The sequence below is a fragment of the Nocardioides zeae genome (genome assembly GCF_030818655.1).
In the GTDB taxonomy this organism is placed as follows: Bacteria; Actinomycetota; Actinomycetes; order Propionibacteriales; family Nocardioidaceae; genus Nocardioides; species Nocardioides zeae_A.
In genome coordinates this window covers 2658024-2678543 of the sequence record NZ_JAUTAN010000001.1, presented here as the reverse complement: position 1 = coordinate 2678543, position 20520 = coordinate 2658024, and the positions used below count along the sequence as shown (strand labels likewise).

19 protein-coding genes are annotated in these 20520 nt (G+C 74.6%); 11 read left to right on the top strand and 8 right to left on the bottom strand.

Annotated elements, in window-relative coordinates; translation table 11 throughout:
- Positions 1 to 125: 125 nt before the first annotated feature.
- Both QE405_RS12765 and QE405_RS12760 read right to left on the bottom strand, forming a co-directional pair.
- Positions 126 to 1151 (bottom strand): alpha/beta hydrolase, encoded by a 1026-nt coding sequence (locus QE405_RS12765; RefSeq protein ID WP_307201293.1) that lies wholly within the window; start codon positions 1149 to 1151, stop codon positions 126 to 128.
- A complete protein-coding gene (locus tag QE405_RS12760; RefSeq protein WP_307201290.1) occupies positions 1148 to 2710 on the bottom strand; it encodes a flavin-containing monooxygenase in 1563 nt (520 codons plus the stop codon). Before QE405_RS12760 ends, QE405_RS12765 begins: the two co-directional genes overlap by 4 nt.
- 84 nt (positions 2711 to 2794) lie before the next feature.
- Here QE405_RS12760 and QE405_RS12755 point away from each other — a divergent pair, with 84 nt between their 5' ends.
- From QE405_RS12755 to QE405_RS12720, 8 genes are all read left to right on the top strand, one after another.
- Entirely contained in the window at positions 2795 to 3838 is a 1044-nt protein-coding gene (locus tag QE405_RS12755; RefSeq protein ID WP_307201288.1) for an AraC family transcriptional regulator, read from the top strand.
- The gene (locus QE405_RS12750; protein ID WP_307201286.1) at positions 3835 to 5652 is read left to right on the top strand and encodes a Cof-type HAD-IIB family hydrolase; all 1818 of its coding nucleotides are present in this window, start codon (positions 3835 to 3837) and stop codon (positions 5650 to 5652) included. Before QE405_RS12755 ends, QE405_RS12750 begins: the two co-directional genes overlap by 4 nt.
- Entirely contained in the window at positions 5649 to 6401 is a 753-nt protein-coding gene (locus tag QE405_RS12745; RefSeq protein WP_307201284.1) for a sulfite exporter TauE/SafE family protein, read from the top strand. The genes QE405_RS12750 and QE405_RS12745 overlap by 4 nt, the downstream gene beginning before the upstream one ends.
- A 43-nt stretch (positions 6402 to 6444) precedes the next feature.
- Complete coding sequence (locus QE405_RS12740; protein ID WP_307201282.1) at positions 6445 to 7869, top strand: dihydrolipoyl dehydrogenase family protein; 1425 nt, start codon at positions 6445 to 6447, stop codon at positions 7867 to 7869.
- A 111-nt stretch (positions 7870 to 7980) separates the two neighbouring features.
- Positions 7981 to 8856 (top strand): ABC transporter ATP-binding protein, encoded by an 876-nt coding sequence (locus QE405_RS12735; protein ID WP_307201281.1) that lies wholly within the window; start codon positions 7981 to 7983, stop codon positions 8854 to 8856.
- Positions 8853 to 9584, top strand: a complete 732-nt coding sequence (locus QE405_RS12730; RefSeq protein WP_307201279.1) for an ABC transporter permease — start codon at positions 8853 to 8855, stop codon at positions 9582 to 9584. Before QE405_RS12735 ends, QE405_RS12730 begins: the two co-directional genes overlap by 4 nt.
- Positions 9581 to 10303 carry an ABC transporter permease gene (locus QE405_RS12725; RefSeq protein ID WP_307201277.1) on the top strand — a complete coding sequence of 241 codons (723 nt, stop codon included), beginning with the start codon at positions 9581 to 9583 and terminating at the stop codon, positions 10301 to 10303. The genes QE405_RS12730 and QE405_RS12725 overlap by 4 nt, the downstream gene beginning before the upstream one ends.
- A complete protein-coding gene (locus QE405_RS12720; RefSeq protein ID WP_307201275.1) occupies positions 10300 to 11220 on the top strand; it encodes an ABC transporter substrate-binding protein in 921 nt (306 codons plus the stop codon). The genes QE405_RS12725 and QE405_RS12720 overlap by 4 nt, the downstream gene beginning before the upstream one ends.
- A gap of 106 nt (positions 11221 to 11326) precedes the next feature.
- Here QE405_RS12720 and QE405_RS12715 read toward each other — a convergent pair whose 3' ends face one another.
- The 4 genes from QE405_RS12715 to QE405_RS12700 all read right to left on the bottom strand — a co-directional run bounded on the left by QE405_RS12715 (position 11327) and on the right by QE405_RS12700 (position 15001).
- The gene (locus QE405_RS12715; protein ID WP_307201273.1) at positions 11327 to 12817 is read right to left on the bottom strand and encodes an HNH endonuclease signature motif containing protein; all 1491 of its coding nucleotides are present in this window, start codon (positions 12815 to 12817) and stop codon (positions 11327 to 11329) included.
- 253 nt (positions 12818 to 13070) lie between these two features.
- On the bottom strand, positions 13071 to 13943 hold the full coding sequence (locus QE405_RS12710) for an oxygenase MpaB family protein (RefSeq protein WP_307201271.1): 873 nt from the start codon (positions 13941 to 13943) through the stop codon (positions 13071 to 13073).
- 85 nt (positions 13944 to 14028) lie between these two features.
- Positions 14029 to 14565 (bottom strand): DUF4333 domain-containing protein, encoded by a 537-nt coding sequence (locus QE405_RS12705; RefSeq protein ID WP_307201268.1) that lies wholly within the window; start codon positions 14563 to 14565, stop codon positions 14029 to 14031.
- 61 nt (positions 14566 to 14626) lie between these two features.
- Positions 14627 to 15001, bottom strand: a complete 375-nt coding sequence (locus tag QE405_RS12700) for a dihydrofolate reductase family protein (RefSeq protein ID WP_307201267.1) — start codon at positions 14999 to 15001, stop codon at positions 14627 to 14629.
- A gap of 56 nt (positions 15002 to 15057) precedes the next feature.
- On the opposite strand from QE405_RS12700, the gene QE405_RS12695 reads away from it, so the two are divergent.
- From QE405_RS12695 to QE405_RS12685, 3 genes are all read left to right on the top strand, one after another.
- Positions 15058 to 15600, top strand: a complete 543-nt coding sequence (locus QE405_RS12695) for a TetR/AcrR family transcriptional regulator (protein ID WP_307201265.1) — start codon at positions 15058 to 15060, stop codon at positions 15598 to 15600.
- An 81-nt stretch (positions 15601 to 15681) separates the two neighbouring features.
- On the top strand, positions 15682 to 17178 hold the full coding sequence (mptB, locus tag QE405_RS12690; protein ID WP_307201262.1) for a polyprenol phosphomannose-dependent alpha 1,6 mannosyltransferase MptB: 1497 nt from the start codon (positions 15682 to 15684) through the stop codon (positions 17176 to 17178).
- Between the two features lie 95 nt (positions 17179 to 17273).
- On the top strand, positions 17274 to 18758 hold the full coding sequence (locus tag QE405_RS12685; protein WP_307201260.1) for a sensor histidine kinase: 1485 nt from the start codon (positions 17274 to 17276) through the stop codon (positions 18756 to 18758).
- Here QE405_RS12685 and codB read toward each other — a convergent pair.
- Together codB and QE405_RS12675 are read right to left on the bottom strand one after the other, a co-directional pair.
- A complete protein-coding gene (gene codB, locus QE405_RS12680; RefSeq protein ID WP_307201258.1) occupies positions 18733 to 20031 on the bottom strand; it encodes a cytosine permease in 1299 nt (432 codons plus the stop codon). The two genes, QE405_RS12685 and codB, sit on opposite strands and share 26 nt — an antisense overlap.
- A complete protein-coding gene (locus QE405_RS12675) occupies positions 20028 to 20480 on the bottom strand; it encodes a nucleoside deaminase (protein ID WP_307201256.1) in 453 nt (150 codons plus the stop codon). Before QE405_RS12675 ends, codB begins: the two co-directional genes overlap by 4 nt.
- Between the last annotated feature and the right edge of the window lie 40 nt (positions 20481 to 20520).

Below are 20520 nucleotides of genomic sequence, written 5' to 3'. Positions count from 1 at the left end.
GGGCCTCATCGTCCGCGTTTTCTTTCCCCTGCCGAGGTCCGGTCACCGACCGGTCCGCGTTTTCTTTCCCCGGGGCGCCCGACCCCGCCGCGCATCCCGGTCCGAGCCCCGGGCCGAGCCCCGGGTCAGGCCGTGGGCAGGTCGGCCGGGAGGTGCACGTCGAGCCACCGGTCGAGGGCCGCGTACGCCGCGGCGCGGGGCTCCGCGAGCGAGAGGAACACGTCGTGCCGGGCGCCGGCGACGGGTACGACGTGGGTCTCGCCGCCCAGGCAGCCGGCCCACCGGGCGATCTGGCGCACGTCGAGGATGTTGTCGGAGCGGTCCGTCAGCTCCGTGACGCGCCGCGAGAAGCTGGTGCGGTCGGAGCGGAGGACCAGGGACGGCACGCCGACGTCGAGCCCGCGGTGCAGGGCGGCGTGCCCGCGGCGTACGGCGTTGAGCCAGCCCACCGTGATCGGGAAGCCCGCGAGGGGACGCAGGGCGAGGTCGTAGTCCCACTCGCCGCGACCGCTGACGTGGAGCGCGTCGCCGTAGACGGTCGTCACGGGCAGGTCGAGGCGGCGCAGGGGCTGCACGCGGGAGACCGCCCGCAGCGCCTGGGTGACGGGTCCGCGCATGACGGGCTTGCCCTGCAGGTCGAACCAGGGGCTGTTGAGCACCTGGCCCACCACGGGCGCGACGCGGTCCTCGCGCCGGCGACGGTCCAGCCACAGGGGCAGCACGAGCCCACCGGTCGAGTGGCCCATCACGACGACCGGCGCGCCGGGGTGGTCGGCGGCGATCGCGGTGAGGGCGGTCTCGAGCTCGGTGTCGTAGAGCGCCAGGTCGCTCGCGTAGTGCGCCGTCTGGTGGGGCTCCCGGGCACGGCCGCACTTGCGCAGGTCGAGCGCGTGGAAGGCCAGGCCGCGGGCGGCGCAGTGGTGGGCGAGGTCGGTCTGGAAGAAGTAGTCGGAGAAGCCGTGCACGAACAGCACGGCGCCGACGACGGTCTCCTCGGGGCGCACGACGCGACGCACGAGCACGGCGTGCACGTCGCCGCCCTCGCCGTCGGGGTCGGGCCCGAGGTCGATCCGGGCCTGCTCGAAGCCCTCGCCGAGGATGTCGGGACGCCAGTCCTGCACCGTCGCGGTGGTGCCCACGCCCGTGCTCACGCGTCGACCAGGCCGGGCTCGGCGGCGTCGGGGGTGGCCGACGCGGCGGGGACGGCGACCGGTCGCGGGCGCAGCCCGGTGAGGGTCCGCCCCAGGTCGCTGCGCAGGGTCGTCGCCGCGTCGAGCACGTAGTTCTGCCGCACGCGCCAGGGCGCCTTGTCGCCCTGGCGCGGGAAGGCGTCGATGGAGCGCTGCACGTAGCCCGCGGCCAGGTCGAGCAGCGGTCGTGAGCCGAGGTCGCCGTCCGGGGTGGGCACGGCCGCGGCGTACCCCTGCTCGTCGGTCCACGCCAGCACCTTGCACACGAGGCGGTGGGTGAGGTCGGCGCGCAGCGTCCAGGAGGCGTTGGTGTAGCCGATGCAGACCGCGAAGGAGGGGATGCCGGTGACCATGGCGCCGTTCCACGTGTGCTGCTCGGGGAGCGTCACCTCGACCCCGTCGACGCTCGGCGCGATGCCGCCGAAGGCGCGCAGCCGCAGGCCGGTGGCGGTGACCACCACGTCGGCCTCGAGCACCCGGCCGGACTCGAGCCGGATGCCCTCGGGCACGAACGACGCGATGCGGTCGGTGACCACCTCGGCCGCGCCGCTCTTGATGACCTTGAAGAGGTCGCCGCCGGGGACGGCGCAGAGGCGCTGGTCCCACGGGTCGTAGGTCGGCGTGAAGTGGTCGGCCACGAGCTGCGGGTCGCCGAGGAACTTGGTCGTCAGCCCGGTCAGCAGCTTCCGCGCCTGCTGCGGACGGCGGCGGCAGAACTGGTAGAAGGCCGTCGAGAAGGCGATGTTCTTCGCCCGGATCGCGTGGTGGGCGGCGGCCGGCGGGAGCAGCCGCTTGAGGCGCTCGGCGTTGGCATCGACGCGGGGCACGGCGCTGATCCAGGTGGGGGTGCGCTGCAGCATCGTCACGTGGCCGGCGGGCGCGCTGCCGCCGTTCGTGCTCTCGTCGGCGAGCATCGCCGGCACGAGGGTGACCGCGGTGGCGCCGGAGCCGATGACGACGACGCGCTGGTCGGCGTAGGAGAGGTCCTCGGGCCAGAACTGGGGGTGCACGACCTGGCCGGCGAAGTCCTCGATGCCGGGCAGGTCGGGGTGGTGCGGCTCGTCGTAGTCGTAGTAGCCGGCGCAGGAGTAGAGGAAGCCGCAGGTCAGCGCGCGCCGCTCGCCCGTGCGGGGGTCCTCGACCTGGACCGTCCACCGGCAGGTGGCGGTGTCGAAGTCGGCGGCGACGACGCGGGAGGAGTACCGGATGTGCTCGTCGATGCCGAACTCGCTGGCCGTCTCCTCGATGTAGCGGAGGATCGACGGACCGTCGGCGAGCGAGCGGCCGTCGCGCCACGGCTTGAAGGAGTAGCCGAGCGTGTACATGTCCGAGTCGGACCGCACGCCCGGGTAGCGGAACAGGTCCCACGTGCCGCCCATCGCCTCGCGGGCCTCGAGCACGACGTAGCTCGTGCCCGGACGCTCGCTCTGCAGGCGGTACGCCGCGCCGACGCCGGAGAGGCCGGCGCCGACCACGACGACGTCGACGTGCTCGGTGCTCTGGTCCGTGGAGGTGCTCATGATGTCGATGGTGCTCCGCGGGGCCGTCCGAAACTTGTCCCTGTACGACAGGATCTTGTCCTGACGCGACACCTGGGAGGGACGATGGGCTACATCCGCTCGGCCGCGCTGCGCGGGTTCGCCGACGAGGTGACGGTCCACGGGGGCGATCCCGCGGCGTACGCCCGCGCCGTCGGCCTGCGCCCCGACGCCCTGCTGGCCGACGACGTGCTCGTGCGGGACGAGGCGGCCGCCCAGCTGCTCGAGCTCGCCGCGCACGCCCTCGGGCGCCCCGACCTCGGGCTCCGCATCGCCCGCCGCCAGGACATCACGACGCTGGGCTCCCTGGCGGTCGCGATCCAGCACTCGCCGACGCTCGGGGACGCGCTGGACTGCACGTCGCGCTACCTCTTCGTCCACAACGGCTCCCTCAGCGTGCGGCTCGGCGGCGACCCGCAGGGGGAGCGGGGCGTGGCGGGGCTGCACTACGGGCCGGCCGGCGAGGGCCTCGTGCAGGGCACCGACATGGGCCTGGCCTTCGCCCACGGCGTCATCACCTACCTGCACGGCGGGCCGTACGGCCTCCTGGGCGTGGAGCTGCCCTACCGGCCGGCGGCCGAGCCCGCGGCGTACGAGGCGGCCTACGGCGCCCCCGTCACCTTCGAGGCGCCCGGGACCGCGGCGGTGCTGCGGCTCCCGCAGGCCCTCGCGGGTCACCGGCTCGCCGGCGTGAACGCCACGCTGCGCCGGCTCGCGCTCGCCCACCTGGCGGCGCAGACGCCGCTGCCGGGCACGGGCGGCGGCACCAGCGCCCGGGTGCGGGCCGCGGTGCGGGAGTCGCTCGGCACCGGCAGCGTCGAGATCGCCGCGGTCGCGCGGCTCCTCGCGGTCCACCACCGCACGCTGCAGCGGCGGCTCGAGGCGGAGGGCACGACGTTCGGGGCGCTCGTGGACGAGGTACGCCGCGGCGAGGCCCGGCGTCTCCTCACCGGCACCGACCTGCCCCTGGCCCAGGTGTCGGCCATGGTCGGCTTCGCGGAGCAGTCGGCGCTGTCCCGCGCCGCCCGGCGGTGGTGGGACGCCGCGCCGCGGGCCGTGCGCGCCGGCGCCGCCCCGGATCGGGTGTCGTGGGGCACCCTGGAGGGGTGAGCACCCCAGCCTCCGCCCCCCGGCCCGACCCCACCGTCCTGCCCAGCATCGCCGTCACCGGGGCCACCGGCGCGGTCGGCGGTCTCGTCGCCCGCGACCTGGCGGGCCGCGGCGTGCCGCAGCGCCTCCTGGCCCGGACCCCCACCCGCGTGCCCAACCTGCCGGGGGCCGTCCCGCTGGCTTGCGACTACGCCGACCCGGACGCCGCGCGCGCCGCGCTCGAGGGCGTCGAGACGCTGCTCATGGTGTCCGCCGGCGAGACCGCCGACCGGGTGGACGTGCACCGGGCGTTCGTCGACGCGGCGGCCGCGGCCGGGGTGCAGCACGTCGTCTACACGTCGTTCGCCGCCGCCGCCCCCGACTGCACGTTCACGCTCGGTCGCGACCACCACGCCACCGAGGAGCACCTGCGGGCCAGCGGGATGGCCTGGACGTTCCTGCGCGACAACTTCTACCTCGACGTCCTGCCCCTCTTCGTCGGCGACGACGGCGTGCTCCGCGGTCCCGCCGGCGACGGTCGGGTCGCCGCGGTCGCGCGGGCCGACGTCGCGCGCGCGGCGACCGAGGTGCTGCTCGACCCCGTGGCGCACGCGGGCCGCACCTACGAGCTCACCGGGCCCGTCGCGATCACGCTGGAAGAGGCGGCCGCGGTGATCACCGCGGTGACCGGCCGCCCCACGTCGTTCCCACGACGAGACGGTCGAGGAGGCCTACGCCTCGCGGCGCCGGTGGGAGGCGCCGGAGTGGCAGTACGACGCGTGGGTCTCGACCTACACCGCCATCCGCTCCGGCGAGCTCGCCGCGGTGAGCGACGACGTCCGCCTCCTCACCGACCGCGAGCCGCTCGACCTCGCCGCGGTGCTGCGGGGGGCCTAGGCCGACGCATTTCGCCCCGCCCACCGCGCCCGTGTGAGGCTGAGGGCGTGACCGAGCTCGACACCGCCACCCCGCCCGACCGCCCCGCCCCCGACCGCCCCGCCCTCGACCTGCCCGTCCTGCCCGACGGGCTGCGGCTCGCGGTCGTCGACATGGACGGCACGCTCCTCGACGGCGACGGCGAGGTGCCGGACACGCTGTGGCCGCTCCTCGACCGGCTGGCGGCGGCGGGGGTGGCGTTCGCGCCGGCGAGCGGTCGGCAGTACGCCACGCTGCGCCGCATGTTCGACCGCGCCGCGGACGGCATGGTCTTCATCGCCGAGAACGGGGCCTACGTCGTGCGGGACGGCGCGGAGGTGTCGTCCACGGCGATCGAGCCCGCCGTGGTCGCCGACCTCGTCCGCACGCTCCGCGAGGTGGTCGCCGACCGCGACGCCGGGGTGGTGCTGTGCGGCAAGCGGGCGGCGTACGTCGAGCGTGACGACCCGGCCTTCCTCGCGGAGGTGGACCGCTACTACGCCGCGCGCGAGCTCGTCGACGACCTCGGCGCGGTCGACGACGAGATCGTCAAGGTCGCCATCAACGACGCGCACGACCCGCAGGTCGTCGCCGACGCGCTCGCCGGTTTCGCCGGCGACCACCAGGTCGTCGTGTCGGGCACGAAGTGGGCGGACGTCATGGTCGCCGGTGTCCACAAGGGCGCTGCGGTGCGGCGCCTCCAGGAGGCGCTCGGCGTCACGCGGGCGCAGACCGCGGCGTTCGGCGACTACCTCAACGACCTCGAGATGCTCGACGAGGCGGCCGCGTCCTTCGCGATGGCGGGTGCCCACCCGACGGTCAAGGAGCGCGCGGCCCACCTCGCGCCGGCGCACACCGAGGCCGGGGTCGTGACGGTGCTGGAGGCGCTGCTCGCCCGGCTCGACCAGCACGACCGGTGACCGAGGCGCTCCTGCTCGTCCTGGCCGGCGTCGCGGCCGGCCTGTGCGGCTCGATCGCCGGTCTGGCCTCGCTCGCGTCGTACCCCGCCCTCCTCGCCGCCGGCCTCCCGCCGCTCGCCGCGAACGTCACGAACACGACGGCGCTGCTCGCCAACGGCGTGGGCACGGCGCTGGGCTCGCGCCGCGAGCTCGCCGGGCAGGGCCGGCGGGTGGCCGTGCTGTGCGCGTGGGCCGCGCTCGGGGGGACCCTCGGTGCGGGGCTCCTGCTCCTCGGCGGCGAGGAGACCTTCGAGGTGGTGGTGCCGGGCCTCGTCGCGCTCGGCGCCGTGCTGCTGCTCGCCCGCGACCGCATGCGGGCCTGGGTGGCGCGTCGCGGCCGCGGTCCCCTCGACACGGGTGCGGTGCCGGGCGCGCAGGTCGCGGCGGTGGGGGTGTACGGCGGCTACTTCGGCGCCGCTGCCGGCATCATCATGCTCGCCGTGCTGTCCGTGCGCACGACGGAGCCCCTCGCCGTCACCAACGCCGTGAAGAACCTGGCGACGAGCGCGGCGAACGCCGTCGCGGCGGTCGTCTACGCCGTGCTGGCCCCCGTCGACTGGTCGGCCGCGGGCTGCGTCGCCGCCGGTGCGCTCGTGGGTGGCTGGGTCGGCCCGCAGGTCGTGCGGGTGCTGCCCGAGACCCCGTTGCGCTGGGCCATCGGCGTCGCCGGGCTCGGCCTGGCGGTGCACCTGGGGCTCGCGGCGGCGTGACGGTCCCGCGCCCCGGCTGGTGCCGGGGTGCATGCTGGCGCCCATGAGTGAGCAGTCGGACGTGCACGAGGTGGACCTCGTCGTGGTCGGGACCGGACCGGGTGGTGAGGCGCTCGCCGGGGGCGCCGCGCGCGCCGGCCTCGACGTCGTCGCGGTCGAGAAGCACCTCGTGGGCGGTGAGTGCCCCTACTACGGCTGCATCCCCTCGAAGATGATGCTCCGCGCCGCCGACGCCCTCGCCGAGGCCCACCGCGCCTCGCAGCTCGCCGGCGACGTCGTCGTGACACCCTCGTGGGCGCCGGTCGCGCAGCGCATCTCCGACGAGGCCACCGCCGGCTGGGACGACACCGCCGCCGTGCAGCGCCTCGAGGACGCGGGCGGCCGGCTGGCGCGCGGCGCCGGGCGGCTCGAGGGGCCCCGCCGGGTGGTCGTCACCGCCGACGACGGCTCCACCACGACGTACGTCGCTCGCCGCGGTGTCGTGCTCAACCCCGGTACCCGCCCGGCCCTGCCCCCGGTCGAGGGCCTCGCGGACGTGCCCGTCTGGACCAACCGCGACGCCGTGCGTGCCACCGAGGTGCCCGGCCGGCTGGTCGTGCTCGGCGGCGGCCCGATCGGTGTCGAGCTGGCGCAGGTCTTCGCGCGCTTCGGCGCGCGGGTGACGGTCGTGCAGCACGGGGACCGGATCCTCGCCGGCGACGAGCCGGAGGCGGCGGCGATCCTCACCGACGCGCTGGTGGCGGACGGGATCCGCGTGCTCACGGGCGTGGAGGCCGTGCACGCGTCGTACGTCGACGGCCAGGTCACCCTCCGCCTCGACACGGGGGAGGAGGTGCAGGCCGACCGCCTGCTCGTCGCGGCGGGCCGCACGCCCAACCTCGACGACCTCGGCCTGGAGACCGTGGGCCTCGACCCGTCGGCGCGCGTGCTCGACGTCGACGACCGGCTCCGGGCGCTCGACGCCGACGGCGCGGAGGTCGACGGCCTGTGGGTGATCGGCGACGTCACGGGCAAGGGGGCGTTCACGCACGTGTCGATGTACCAGTCGGGGATCGCGCTCGCCGACGTGCTGGCGGAGGGTGGCGACGGGGATCGGCCGCGGGCCGGCTACCACGCCCTCCCGCACACCACCTTCACCGACCCGGAGGTGGCCGGTGCGGGCCTCACCGAGGCCGCCGCCCGCGACGCGGGCCTGCGGGTGCGGGTGGGCTCGACGCCCCTGGAGCAGTCCTCGCGCGGCTTCACCCACGGACCGGGAGCGACGGGGATCGTCAAGGTCGTCGAGGACGCCGACCGGGGCGTGCTCGTCGGGGCGACCGTCGTCGGCCCCGCCGGCGGCGAGATCCAGGGCTTCCTCACCCTCGCCGTCCACGCCGCGGTCCCCGTGGCGGAGCTGCGCGGCATGATCTACGCCTACCCCACGTTCCACCGCGCCATCGAGAGCGCGCTGGCCGACCTGCACGCGTGACCGCCCCCACGCGTCCCGCACCCATCCGGGTGGGGGGACCGTGTCGAACCTGTCCGGGTGTCGGTGCCGCCTGCCAGACTCCATGTCGCGCGCCTCGAGAGGGAGAGCCGTTTGATCGAGTTCCGTTCGGTCCGCAAGGAGTACGCCGACGGCACGGTCGCCGTCGGTGACCTGAGCCTCGTCGTCCCCGAGCGCAGCACCACGGTGCTGCTCGGGTCGTCCGGGTGTGGCAAGACGACCCTCCTCCGGATGGTGAACCGCATGGTCGATCCCACGTCGGGCACCGTCCTCGTCGACGGCCGCGACGTGAAGGATCAGGACCGGGTGCGGCTGCGTCGCTCGATCGGCTACGTGCTGCAGGCCGGCGGGCTCATGCCCCACCGCAGCGTGCTCGACAACGTCGCCACCGTGCCGCGTCTCGAGGGGGCGACGCGGCGGGCCGCCCACGCCCGGGCCGCGGAGCTGCTCGAGGTGGTCGGCCTCGACCCGGCGCTCGGGCGGAGGTACCCGGGGCAGCTCTCGGGCGGCCAGCAGCAGCGCGTGGGCGTCGCCCGTGCCCTCGGCGCGGACCCCGACGTGCTGCTCATGGACGAGCCGTTCGGTGCCGTCGACCCGATCGTCCGCGCCGACCTGCAGGCGGAGCTGCGGCGGCTGCAGGCCGAGCTCGGCAAGACGGTGCTCTTCGTGACCCACGACGTCGACGAGGCGCTGCGGCTCGGCGACGAGGTCGTCGTGCTCCGCGCCGGCGGGGTCGTCGCGCAGCGGGGCGCGCCGGCCGAGCTCGTGGCCGCGCCCGCCGACGACTTCGTGGCGGACTTCCTGGGGCTGCGCAGCCGGCAGCGGCAGCTGCGCGTGCGGGAGCAGGACGGGCGGCGTCTCGTGGTGGACGCCGACGGGAGGCCGGTCGGCGTGCTCGACGGGGCCGTTGACGGGGCCGCTGGCGGGACCGCTGGCGGGGCCGCTGGCGGGGAGGTCCCCGGCGCGTGAAGTGGTTGTCCCAGAACTATCCCCAGGTCATCGAGCTCTTCCTCACCCACCTGGCGCTGAGCGTGCCGGCGGTCGTCGCGAGCTTCCTCATCGCGGTGCCGCTGGGCTGGTCGGCGCAGCACGGCCGGGGGCTGCGCGGCCCGGTGCTGGTCGGGGTGGGCCTGCTCTACGCGATCCCCTCCCTGCCGCTCTTCATCATCGTGCCGGTGCTGATCGGCACCCCGCTGCGCTCGTCGGCCACGATGATCGTCGTGCTGACGGTGTACGGCGTCGCCGTGCTCGTCCGCTCGGCCGCCGATGCCTTCGCGTCGGTGCCGGCCACGACCCTCGACGCCGCGGCCGCCGTCGGGCACACCCGGTGGTCGTCGTTCTGGCGGGTCGAGCTCCCGCTCGCCGGGCCGGTGCTGCTCGCCGGCGTCCGGGTCATCACGGTCAGCACCGTCAGCCTGGTGAGCGTCGGTGCGGTCATCGGCATCCAGAGCCTCGGCACCCTCTTCACCGACGGCTTCCAGCGCGGCATCCGGTTCGAGGTGGTCACCGGGATCGTCCTCATCGTCGCGCTCGCGGTGCTGCTCGACGGGCTCGTCGTGCTGGCCGGCCGGCTGCTCATGCCGTGGACGCGGGGATCGGTCGGTCGCGCTCGGGCGAAGCGGGTCCGTGACGACGCGCCGGTGCTCGCGGAGCCGCAGCTGGCGAGCGCCGGCAAGCACGAGGAGGCGCCGCGGTGAACCTCTTCGTCGACGCCTGGCGCTGGCTCACGACCGGCAGCAACTGGACCGGTGACGGCGGTGCCGCGACCCGCCTCGTCGAGCACCTCCTCGTCTCCGGGCTCGTGGTCGGGATCGCCGCGGTCATCGCCGTACCGCTCGGGGTGCTCGTCGGCCACACCGGTCGGGGACGCACCGCGGTCGTGCTGGCGGCCAGCGCCGCGCGCGCGGTCCCCACGCTCGGACTGCTCACCCTGGTCGCCCTCGCGACCGGCATCGGCCTCACCGGCCCCGTCGTCGCGCTCGTCGTGCTCGCCGTGCCGTCGCTGCTGGCCGGCGCCTACGCGGGCGTCGAGTCCGTCGACCGCGTGACGATCGACGCCGCCCGCGCGGTGGGCATGACGGAGGCGCAGGTCGTGCGCCGCGTCGAGCTGCCGCTGGCGGCGCCGCTGCTGGTGGGCGGCCTGCGCAGCGCGACGCTGCAGGTGGTGGCGACGTCGACGCTCGCGGCCTACACCGCCGACGTCGGCCTCGGCCGCCTGCTGTTCGCGGGGTTGAAGGCGCGGGAGTACGACGTCATGCTCGCCTCCGCGCTCCTCGTCGTCGCCCTCGCGCTCGTGCTCGAGGGCGTGCTCGCCCTCGTGCAGCGCCTCGTCACCCCGCGCACCTCCGCCCGTGCGGGGAATGCGCGCCCGATCTCCACCGTTCCCGAGCAGAGCCCCACCGAGAGGACGTCATGACCACCACCCTGCGCCGCCGCCTGAGCGCGGCCTTCGCCCTCGTCCCCGCCCTGGCGCTCGCCTCGGCGTGCGGCGGTGGGGACGACTCCGACCCGCTGGCCGCCGGAGGCGGTGACGGCGACACGATCGTCGTCGGGTCCCAGGACTACTACTCCAACGAGATCATCGCCGAGATCTACGCGCAGGCGCTGGAGGACGGTGGCTACGACGTCACCCGCGACTTCCGCAACGGCCAGCGCGAGACCTACCTCCCCGAGATCGAGGAGGGCAACATCGACCTGTTCCCGGAGTACACGGGCCCGGTGCTGCAGTACTGGGAGCCCGACACGGAGGCCCGTCTCGCCGACGACGTCTACGCCGCGCTCGAGGAGGCCGTGCCCGAGGGGCTCCGCGTGCTCGACCAGTCCGACGCGACCGACCAGGACGCCTACGTGGTGACGCGCGAGTTCTCGGAGGAGTACGGCGTGACCTCCGCCGCCGACCTCGCCGACGTGCCGGTGCCGCTCACCCTCGGCGCGAACTCCGAGGCGGAGAGCCGCCCCAACGGGCCGCAGGGGCTGTCGGGTACCTACGGCGTCGACGTGGACTTCGCCCCCATCGAGGACGGCGGCGGCCCCCTCACCGTGCAGGCGCTGAAGGACGACGACATCCAGATCGCGATCATCTACACGGCGACGCCGTCGATCGCCCAGGAGGACCTCGTCGTGCTCGACGACCCCGAGGGTCTCTTCCTCGCGTCGAACGTCGTGCCGCTCGCCAGCGACAACGTCGACGACGAGGCGGCCGCGATCATCAACGAGGTCAACGCCAAGCTGACCGCCGACGGCCTGCGCGAGCTCAACGTGCAGAGCGTCGAGGACCAGTCGCCGGCGTCGACGATCGCGTCGGAGTGGCTCGAGGAGCAGGGCCTGGTCTGACGTCCGGTCCCGGACCTGTCGAGGTCCGGGCCTCGTCGATCGACGGGGTGGGGCTGCCCGCACGCGGGTGGCTCCGCCCCGTTCGTCGTTCCCGGGCACGCGCGTGTCACTCGCGGCGGGTGAAGCGGAGCTTGCCGGTGCCGAGGCGTTCGACGAGGTAGAGCGGGTCGTGGATCTGGTGGTGGTGTTGGTCGCAGAGGAGGCAGCCGTCTCTCGTGTTGGTGTGGCCGCCTGCTGACCATTCGGTGAGGTGGTGGGCGTGGGTCTGGTGGGGTGGTCTCGTGCAGCCTTCGGCGACGCAGCCCTTGTCCCTGACGGCCATCGCGGTGCGCATGGCTTTGGTGTGGAAGCGGGCGGTGCGGCCGAGGTCGAGGACCTCGCTCTTCGTGCCGAGGACGGCGGGGATGAGGCCGGCGTCGCAGGCGAGGCGTCGCGCTTCGCTAGCGCTGATTTGGCCGCCGGTGTCGAGGGATGCTGGTGCGAGTCCGCCGAGGAGTGAATCGAGGGTCATGGTGACGACGACGGTTGCGCCGGTGCCGCCCGTGTTGGGGAGGTCTTTGTGGTCGAGCATCTCGAGGAGCTGTTGGAACGCTCGTCCGTAGCGTTCGGGGGTCGTCCGGTCCCGTTGGAAGCGTCGCTCGGGGTCGTCGGCGGCGTTGAGGTGCTGCGGCGCGGCGTAGGCGTCGAGGGCTTTGCGGAGCATGGCGCCGTGGAGCTCGGGGATCACGAACCGTCCCCAGACGCGGCCGAGTCCGTCGGAGACGATGCTCAGGCGTGACGCGGTCCGTGCTTCGCGTTCTTCGCGTTCCAGGAGCGCGGCGTCGTGGGCTTCGCCGATGTCGGGGGCGATGACGGTGAGGATCTTCTTCCCGATTGCGCGTAGGGCGCGGGCGTCGTGGTCGACGGCGAAGCCGACCAGTGTCTTCTCGGCCTGGAGTCGCAGGTCGGGGTCGAGGTCGTCGGGTAGCGCGGCGAGGGCCTTGACGATGACGTCGGCCTGCTCGGTGTCCACCGCACCGGTCTCGCACGCCGGTGCGAGGTGGGTCCGGTAGCGGCTCGTGTCGCCGGCGATGGCCTCACCGATCCGCGCGAACCGGTAGGCGTCGCGTCGGGTCATGGCCGTGGCGTTGGCCAGCCACACCGCGGCGGTGGAGGCACCGTTCTCCCGATAGAGCTCGACCTCGTCCGCGTGCTGCACCAGTACCGCGACCAGCGCGGAGGCCCGCGCAACCAACCGGTGCGCGTCGATCAGCGCGATGCCGGTCTGCGGTGCGCTCAACCAGCCGAGCCCGGTGCGGCCATCGGCAGCGAGCACGTCCGTCGCCGTCCGGATCGCCTCGAGCAACGGGTGTCCCGCGTCGACACCCGGCACTGTCCATCCGGGCTCCGATTCCCTCGGGGGCCCTGGCGCGTCGTACCGCTCCTCGTCGCTCGCGACGATCCGGCACCCCAGCGTCGCCTCGACCGGCCACTCACCCGTGGTGAACGCGTGCTCCAACCAGTCCGGCTCCGGCGCATCGACCAGGAACTCGGCAGGGGGTTCCGGCACCGGTGGCCCGAAGCCATCGGCGTCCCCAGTTGAGCTGACCCCCGTCATGGCCACCACTCAACCCGAGACCACCGACAGTTCTCGACGCGGCCGCACCCAGCGCCGTACCGCCTGGGGACAACCGCGGCGACATGACAACTCGACGCCCGCCGTACGACCCAACTCGACGCCTACGCCGCGCCGTCCGACCCACCTCGCCGCGCCTGCCGCGCTGTTCGACCCAACTCGACGCGCCTGCCGCGCCGTCCGACCCACCTCGACGCGCCTGCCGCGGCGTACGACCCAACTCGACGCACGAACCTCAGTGCGGCACGGGGCAGCCGCCGGGGCGGGCGGGGAAGGTGCCGAGGGCGGCGAGGTCGAAGCCGCCGGGGTAGCTGCGGATCCGCGGCATGTCCTGCGCGCGCTTGGGCCGACGCCGCGGGGGCAGCGCCCGCAGCACGCGGGCCCGCGCCTTCAGCGCGGCGCGGGCGCCCTGGCGCACGACGCGTCCGGGGTCGTCGTAGCCCAGCGCCTCCCGCAGCGGCTCGTCGAGCATCCCCAGCACGAACAGCCGGACACCGCCGGCGAAGGGGCGGGGGTAGAACGTCGTCGCCAGCTCCACCAGCGCGTCCGCCACCCGCCGCGAGGCGGGGGAGAAGGCGAAGTGCTCCGCCTCGTAGGAGTCCATGAGGTCGGCGAACTCGTCGTACGTCGCGGGCACGTCGCGGATCGCCATGTGGCGCCCGAGGGCGCGGTAGTAGTTGACGCTCGCCCGCAGCTCGACCTCGGAGAGCGGACGGCGGCCGACGTCGTCGATCCAGCGCTTCGGCACGACGACGAAGGTGGAGAGCACGTAGCGCATGTCGTCGTTGCTGATGTCGTAGGCACGGTGCATCTGGTTGATGCGCCGGACCGCCGTGCGGCCCTCGGGGCTCTCGAAGCCGTGGACCAACGGCGCGTCCAGCAGCAGCACCGTGTCGTCGTAGCGCTGCTGGCGACGCTCGGTGAACTCGCCCGTGGCGTCGAGCAGCCCGCCGATGCTGGGCACCGCGTAGGTGCGGAAGAGGGCGAAGCTGAGGGCCTGCACCATGTCCCACCAGAACTCGTGCTGGCTCAGGTCGCGGTAGATCTCGACGTACGCCGTCTCGGGGTCCATCCGGTCGTGCCGCCGCTGCCAGTAGTCCTTGTCCATGACGTCTCGTTCCTCCGCCCGCCGGGTCCGTAAGTCAGGTTATGGCACCCGGCGGCGGAGGGGAAGGGTCACGAGCAGGGGCGCGTCACTGCCCGTTCTGGCTCGCGTCGCGGTCGTCGATCGCGATGTCCAGGCTCACGGGGTCGGTCGCGCCGCTGCGCGCGGTGACGGCGAGGTCGACGGGCCCGGCGTCGGTCGTCTGCGTGCAGTAGACGCGGATCCCCAGCTCGAGGTCGAGGTCGTCGAGACAGGTGACCTCGCCCGCGCCGCCCTCGTCGGTCAGCTCCTGCATCACCAGCGGGGTGAGCTGCGTGGTCGTCAGGTAGGTGCGGACCGGGTCCACCCGGAACTCCACCTCGGTGCCGTCGACGGCCGACACCACGACGTCGGCGTCCTGGGTGCGGTCGCCGAGCACGTAGGTGCACGTCGTGCGGGCGTCCACCTCGGGCTCGAGCCCCCCGCACGAGATCGGCGAGGGCGGGTCGGTCGCCGACCGGCCGACCTGCTCGGCCACCGCGTCCGCGACCTGGGCCTGGGTGAAGTCGGGGATCTCGTCGCTGCAGCCGGCGAGCAGGGCGACGCCCGCCAGTGTCGTGACCGTCCCGACGATCCGTCGACGCATCAGCTCCCTCTCCGGCGACCCCTCCCGGGCGCCCCGGGGGGCGCGTGTGGAGGCGACCCTCTCACGCCCGGGCGTGCTCCGTGACGACGACACCGGAGGAGTACGGCGTGACCCGCGTGCGCCGCAGGTGGCGGGGCGCGTAGGGCCCGGCGAAGAGGCTCGGTCCCTCGCCGAGGACGAGCGGGTTCACCTTGAGCACGAGGTGGTCGATCTCGTCGGCGAGCGCTGCGGCGAGCACCCCGCCCCCGCACAGCCAGATGCCGCTCCCGTCCTCCTCCTTGAGCCGCCGTACGACGCGGACCGGGTCCTCGTCGGTGACCGTGACGCCCGGTGCGGCGTCGGCCTGGGTGTGCGAGCGGGAGAAGGCGACCTGGCGCAGGTGGGGGTACGGGTCCCGCGTGTGGGCGAAGCCCGCGGCGTACGTGCTCCAGCCCATGAGGACCGTGTCGAAGCGGGCGCGGTCGGCCTCGATGCCGAGGGCGTCGAGCGCGGTTGGCCGACGCGGCCATCGGGGTCCTGGCCGACGAGGGTTCCCGGGGGCTGACGCACCGCGCGGTCGACCGGCGGGCGGGGGAGCCCGCCGGCACGACGTCCAACTACTTCCGCTCGCGGAGCGACCTGCTCGCCGGCGTCGTCGCGCGGATCGGCGAGCGCATCGCGCCCGACCCCGCCGTGGTCGACCGGTTGCGGTCGGCGCCGCCCGGCCGCGCGTCGTACGCCGCCCACCTGCGCTACGTCGTCGCGCGCATGACGGCCTCGCGGGAGGTCGCGCTGGCCTGGTTCGAGATGCGTCTCGAGTCCGCACGGCGGCCCGAGGTCGCGGAGCTGATGGGCGCGACGTTGACCGCGGGGTTCGCGGCCGACGTCGCCTACAACGCCGAGGCCGGGCTGCCGGGCGGGGCCGCCGAGATCGCGCTCCTCCACCACGCGGTCGACGGGCTGCTGCTCGACCGCCTCACGGTGTCGATCGACCCCGCCACGCCCACCGACGCCGTCGTCGACGCGCTGGTGGCCGGACTGCTGCCGGAGGCCTGAGCGCGGATGTTCACGGACTCGTCGCCGCGCGGTCGGGCGACGGTGGGGGAGCGGGCGCGCCGTCCTGCCTAGCCTGCCCCGGTGCTGTCCCCCGCCATGATCGCGCGCGGCGTGCTCGGCTCGTCGCTCGTGCTCGTCGGGGGCTTCGTCGTCTCCACCATCCCGCGCTCGGCGCCCGTGATGGAGCTGCAGCTGCTCGCCGACGCCCGGGCCACCACGGTCGGTCGCATGGCGGGTCTCGCCCTCGTCATGCTCGGCCTCGGGCTCCTGGGGGCCGCGTGGCTCTCGTTGTGCCGCGCGGTGGCCCGCGACGGCACCGACCCGCACGACGCGGTCGACCGCGTCCGCTACTGCACCCTCCTCTGGTGCGCGCCCCTGCTGCTGGCGCCCCCGCTGTTCAGCCGGGACGGCTGGTCGTACGCGGCCCAGGGCACGATGACCAACGTCGACGCGTCGCCCTACCTCTACGGGCCCAACGTGCTCGGCGGTCCCGTCGTCGAGGCGGTCGACCCGCGGTGGATGGGCACGGTGACGCCCTACGGCCCGCTGCCCCTCGCCATCGGCGACCTCGCCGCGACCGTCACCGGCAACCCGTGGGTGCTCGTCGTCATCCACCGGCTGGCGGCGCTCGCCGGACTCGCGCTGCTCGCCTGGGCCGTGCCCCGGATGGCCGGCTGGGCGGGGGTGAACCCCGCGCTCGCGACCGCGATCGTCTGCGCGTCCCCGCTCATGCTCGCGAACGGGGCCGGGGGTCTCCACAACGACCTCACCATGGTCGGCCTCATGGCCGCGGCCCTCGTCGTCGCCGCGGAGCGGTCGTGGGTGCTCGGCGCCGTGCTGGGCGGGCTGGCCGCCGCGGTGAAGGCGCCCGGCGGCCTCGTCTGCATCGCCGTCGCGCTCGTCGGCCTCCCCCTGGCGGCGACCCTGGTGCAGCGGCTGCGCCGGCTCGCGGCGGTCGCGACGATCTCGGTCGCCTGCCTCGTCGCCCTCGGCCTCGCCTGGGGCGTCGGGCTCGGCTGGATCGAGGCGTTGACGGTGCCCGGCACCGTCAACACGCCCCTGTCGCTGCCCACGGTCGTGGGCGGGGCGCTCGACGACGTCGCCACGCTCACCGGGCTGGGGACCCCGCCCGCGACGTTCCTCGAGATCACCCGCCTCGTCGGCAACGTCGCCGCGATCGCCTTCGCCGGCTGGGTGGCGCTCCGCTGGCCGACGGGCCGCCGAGAGCGGGCCGTCGCCGCGGTCGCCGCCGTCATGGGCGTGATGGTGCTGCTCAGCCCCGTGGTCCACCTCTGGTACTTCCTCTGGGTCGTCCCCTTCCTCGCCCCGCTCCGCCTCCACCGCCTGGGCGCGCTCGGCGTGCTCTTCGTGTCGGTCGTGGCGGGCGTCGTCGCCCCGCTCGACTCGTCGTTGCACGGCGCCTACCTGGCGATCGTCATGGGGTCGATGATCGCGACGGGCACGGCGGCCCTGCTGTTCGCGACCCACCGCTCCCGCGCCCGCGTCGAGCGCATCGTCGCGCCGCCCTCGTGGCTCGCGGCCCCCGCGCGCCCGCCCGCGTCCCGACCGTCCGGCTGATCCGCTGCGCCGCGCGGCGATCTGCTCCATGATCCTGCTCAGGCCTCACCCCCACGTGCCGATGGTGGGGCGAGTGACGGGGGGTCGGAGGAGACATGGACGCTGGGTCAGGGGTGCTCCTCGTCGTCGAGGACACGGACGACCCCCGCGGGGCGCGGGTCGCCGCCGTGCGCGGCACCGTCCCGGCGGCCGTGCGGGAGCGGCTCCTCGACGCCGCCGTCGTACGGCGCGTGCCCGACGCCCTCGCCGACGGGGGCTCGGTGGAGGAGGTGGCGGGCCTCGCGGCGTACGCGCTCCTCTGGGTGGCGGACACCGTCGGTCCGGACGACCGGGGCGCCGCCGAGCAGGGCCGCCGGGCGACGGCCGCGCGCGCGGCCGTGCGGGCCGCGGTGGCCGCCGAGGACCCCGGCGCGGTGCTGGCCGCCTCCGAGAGCGAGCTGCTCCGGGCGATGGGTGCGCGGGCGGTGAAGACCCGGATCTACGAGGGCGTGCCCGGCACCGACGCCCTCCACGCCATCCCGAGCCGGCTGCCGCCGGTGCCCGAGGCGTTGCAGCCCACCATCCGCCGGGTCATGGGGGAGTGCTGGCGGACGCAGGAGACCTGGTCGCTCGCGGCCGACGACCTGGACCGCGTCGTGGAGCTCTCCGACGACCGCTACGCCCACCTGCTGCTCGGTGGCTGGATCGTCGACCTGGCGCGGATCGGGCTGTCCCGGCTGTTGCTGGCGCCGGTCGGGGCGGGGGACGACTGCCTCGGTGCGTTCTCGGTGTTCCGCGGTCCGGACGACCCGCCGTGGTCCGACGCCGAGCGCACCACGGCGCTCGACCTCGGCCACGACCTCGGCCAGGTCGTGCTCGCGGCCCGCGCCCGGCACGTCGAGCGGCGGGCGGCCGAGGAGCTGCGTCGGCTGGAGCAGTACCGCGGCCGCATGATCACCACGCTCGCCCACGAGCTGCGCACGCCGCTGACCACCATCTCGGCGGCGCTCGACCTGATGGCGGCCCCCGCCGACGGCGACCTCGACGGCGCCGCCTACATCCGCCGGGGCGTCGACCTCATGGGCAGCACCATCGACAACCTGCTCGTCGTCACCCAGGCGCAGGCGCCCCGGGCGACGGCGGCCACGCCCTGCGACGTGGCCACGGCCGCCCGCTGGGCCGTCGAGGCCGTCGAGGTCGCCGCCGAGGCCAAGTCCATCCACCTGGGGCTCGAGGTGCCCGACGACGCGCCGCTCGTGCTGGCCGACCCGACCGACCTCGGCCACGTGCTGTCCAACCTCGTCGGCAACGCCGTGAAGTACACGCCGCACGGCGGTCGGATCCGGGTCGCCGTCGTCGCCGACGCCGCGCACGTGCGGATCGAGGTGCACGACACCGGCATCGGGATCAGCGAGGGCGACCAGCGCCACCTCTTCGCCGAGTTCTTCCGCTCCACCAACCCCGCCGCGCTCGAGCAGTCCGGGTCGGGTCTCGGCCTGACGATCGTGCGGAGGCTGGTGGAGCGGCTCGGCGGCCGCGTCGCGGTCGAGTCCGAGCTGGGCCGCGGCTCGTGCTTCAGCGTCGAGCTGCCGCGCGCGTGACGCGGGCCCGACCCACGACGTACGCCAGGGCGGCGGCCGCGAGGATGCCGACCACCGGCGGGATGCCGACGCCGAGGTGGTCGGAGCCCCACGCCAGCGCGCTGGCCACGACGTAGCAGCCGAGCACCGGCAGGTCGACCCGGGGCAGGACCGCGCCCTCCGGCATGCCCGCCCGCCAGCGACCGAGGTAGTCCCCGATGATGACGCCGCCCAGCGGCGGCACGAAGATCCCGAGCAGCACGAGGTAGTCGACGAGGTGCTCGTGCACCCCGAGCAGCGCCAGCACGGTGCCGATCACGGAGCCGCCGACGACGAACGGGATCTTGCTCGGCCGGTCGAACATCGCGGCGCCGGCGACACCGAAGGCGTAGGCCGTGTCCGCGTTGGACTTCCACAGGTTGCCGAAGAGCAGGAACAGGCCCCAGCCCACGAGGCCGAGCTGGTAGAGCACCAGCACGAAGTCGCCCTCGCCGAACGTCATGGCCCCGACGGCGCCGAAGAAGATCATGAGGCCGTTGCCGACGAGGAAGCCTATGCAGCAGGCGAGCACGGCGTGCCGGCCGCGGCGGGCGAAGCGCGTCCAGTTCGGGGTCTGGGTGCCGGCGGACACGAAGGTGCCCACCACGGTCGTCACCGCGACCGCGAGGGTCATCGAGCCGCCCGGCTCGACGTCGGCCAGGCCGCTCCAGCCGCCCACCTCGTCCAGCGAGCGCTGCAGCACCCAGAGCGCGAGCACGAGGATGAGCGGCGTCGAGACGAGCGACACCCAGTACATGCCGCGGTATCCGTAGCAGGCCGTCAGGCACATGAGCGCGCTGGCGAGCACCATGACGGTCGCCTCCGCGGCGTAGGACTCCCAGCCGAAGGCCTGGGCGGTCAGCGCGCCGACGGTGCCGATGATGACGCCGTACCAGCCCACCTGCGTGCCGCCCAGCAGCAACGAGGCGAAGCGGGAGCCCGCGGTGCCCAGCACGTAGCGGGCCATCACGACGGTGGTCAGCCCCGTGCGGGCGCCGATCCAGCCGAGCACGGCGACGTACGCGCCGAGGATCGCGGAGCCCAGCAGGATGACGCCGAGCAGGCCGTCGAGGCGGAACGCGTTGCCGAGCTCGGCGCCCGCGAGCATCGTCGGCGTGAACACGGTGAACCCGAGCAGCACGACCGCCAGCGAGAAGAACGACTTGCGGGCGTGGAGCGGGACCGGGGTGACGGGGTAGTCGGGGTCGACGACCGGGGCGGCCGTGCCGGTGCCCTCCTCCAGCGAGGCGCTCACGCCTCCTCGCCGATGTCCTCGGCCCACACCTCGGGACGCTCGCGCACCATGCGCTCCATCAGCTCGCGGCACTCGGCGTCGTCGACGACGTCGACGGTGATGCCGTGGGAGCGCAGCCAGTCCTCGGAGGCCTGGAAGCTCCGGTTCTCCCCGACGACGATCCGCGGGATGCCGTAGAGCACCGCCGTCCCGGCGCACATGTAGCAGGGGGAGAGCGTCGTGTAGAGCACGCTCTCGCGGTAGACGCGCGCAGGCTGGCGGCCCGCGTTCTCGAGGCAGTCGGTCTCGCCGTGCCGGATCGCGCTGCCCAGCTGGACGCGGCGGTTGCGGCCGGTGGCGAGCAGCTCGCCGCGGTGCACGAGCGCGGCGCCGATGGGCACGCCGCCCTCCTCCCAGCCGGTGCGGGCCTCCGCGATCGCGTGCTTCAGGAACTGCCGGTCGTCGTCCACGGGTCCACCTCGTCGTCGCAGTTGCCGGGCCGTCCGCCCG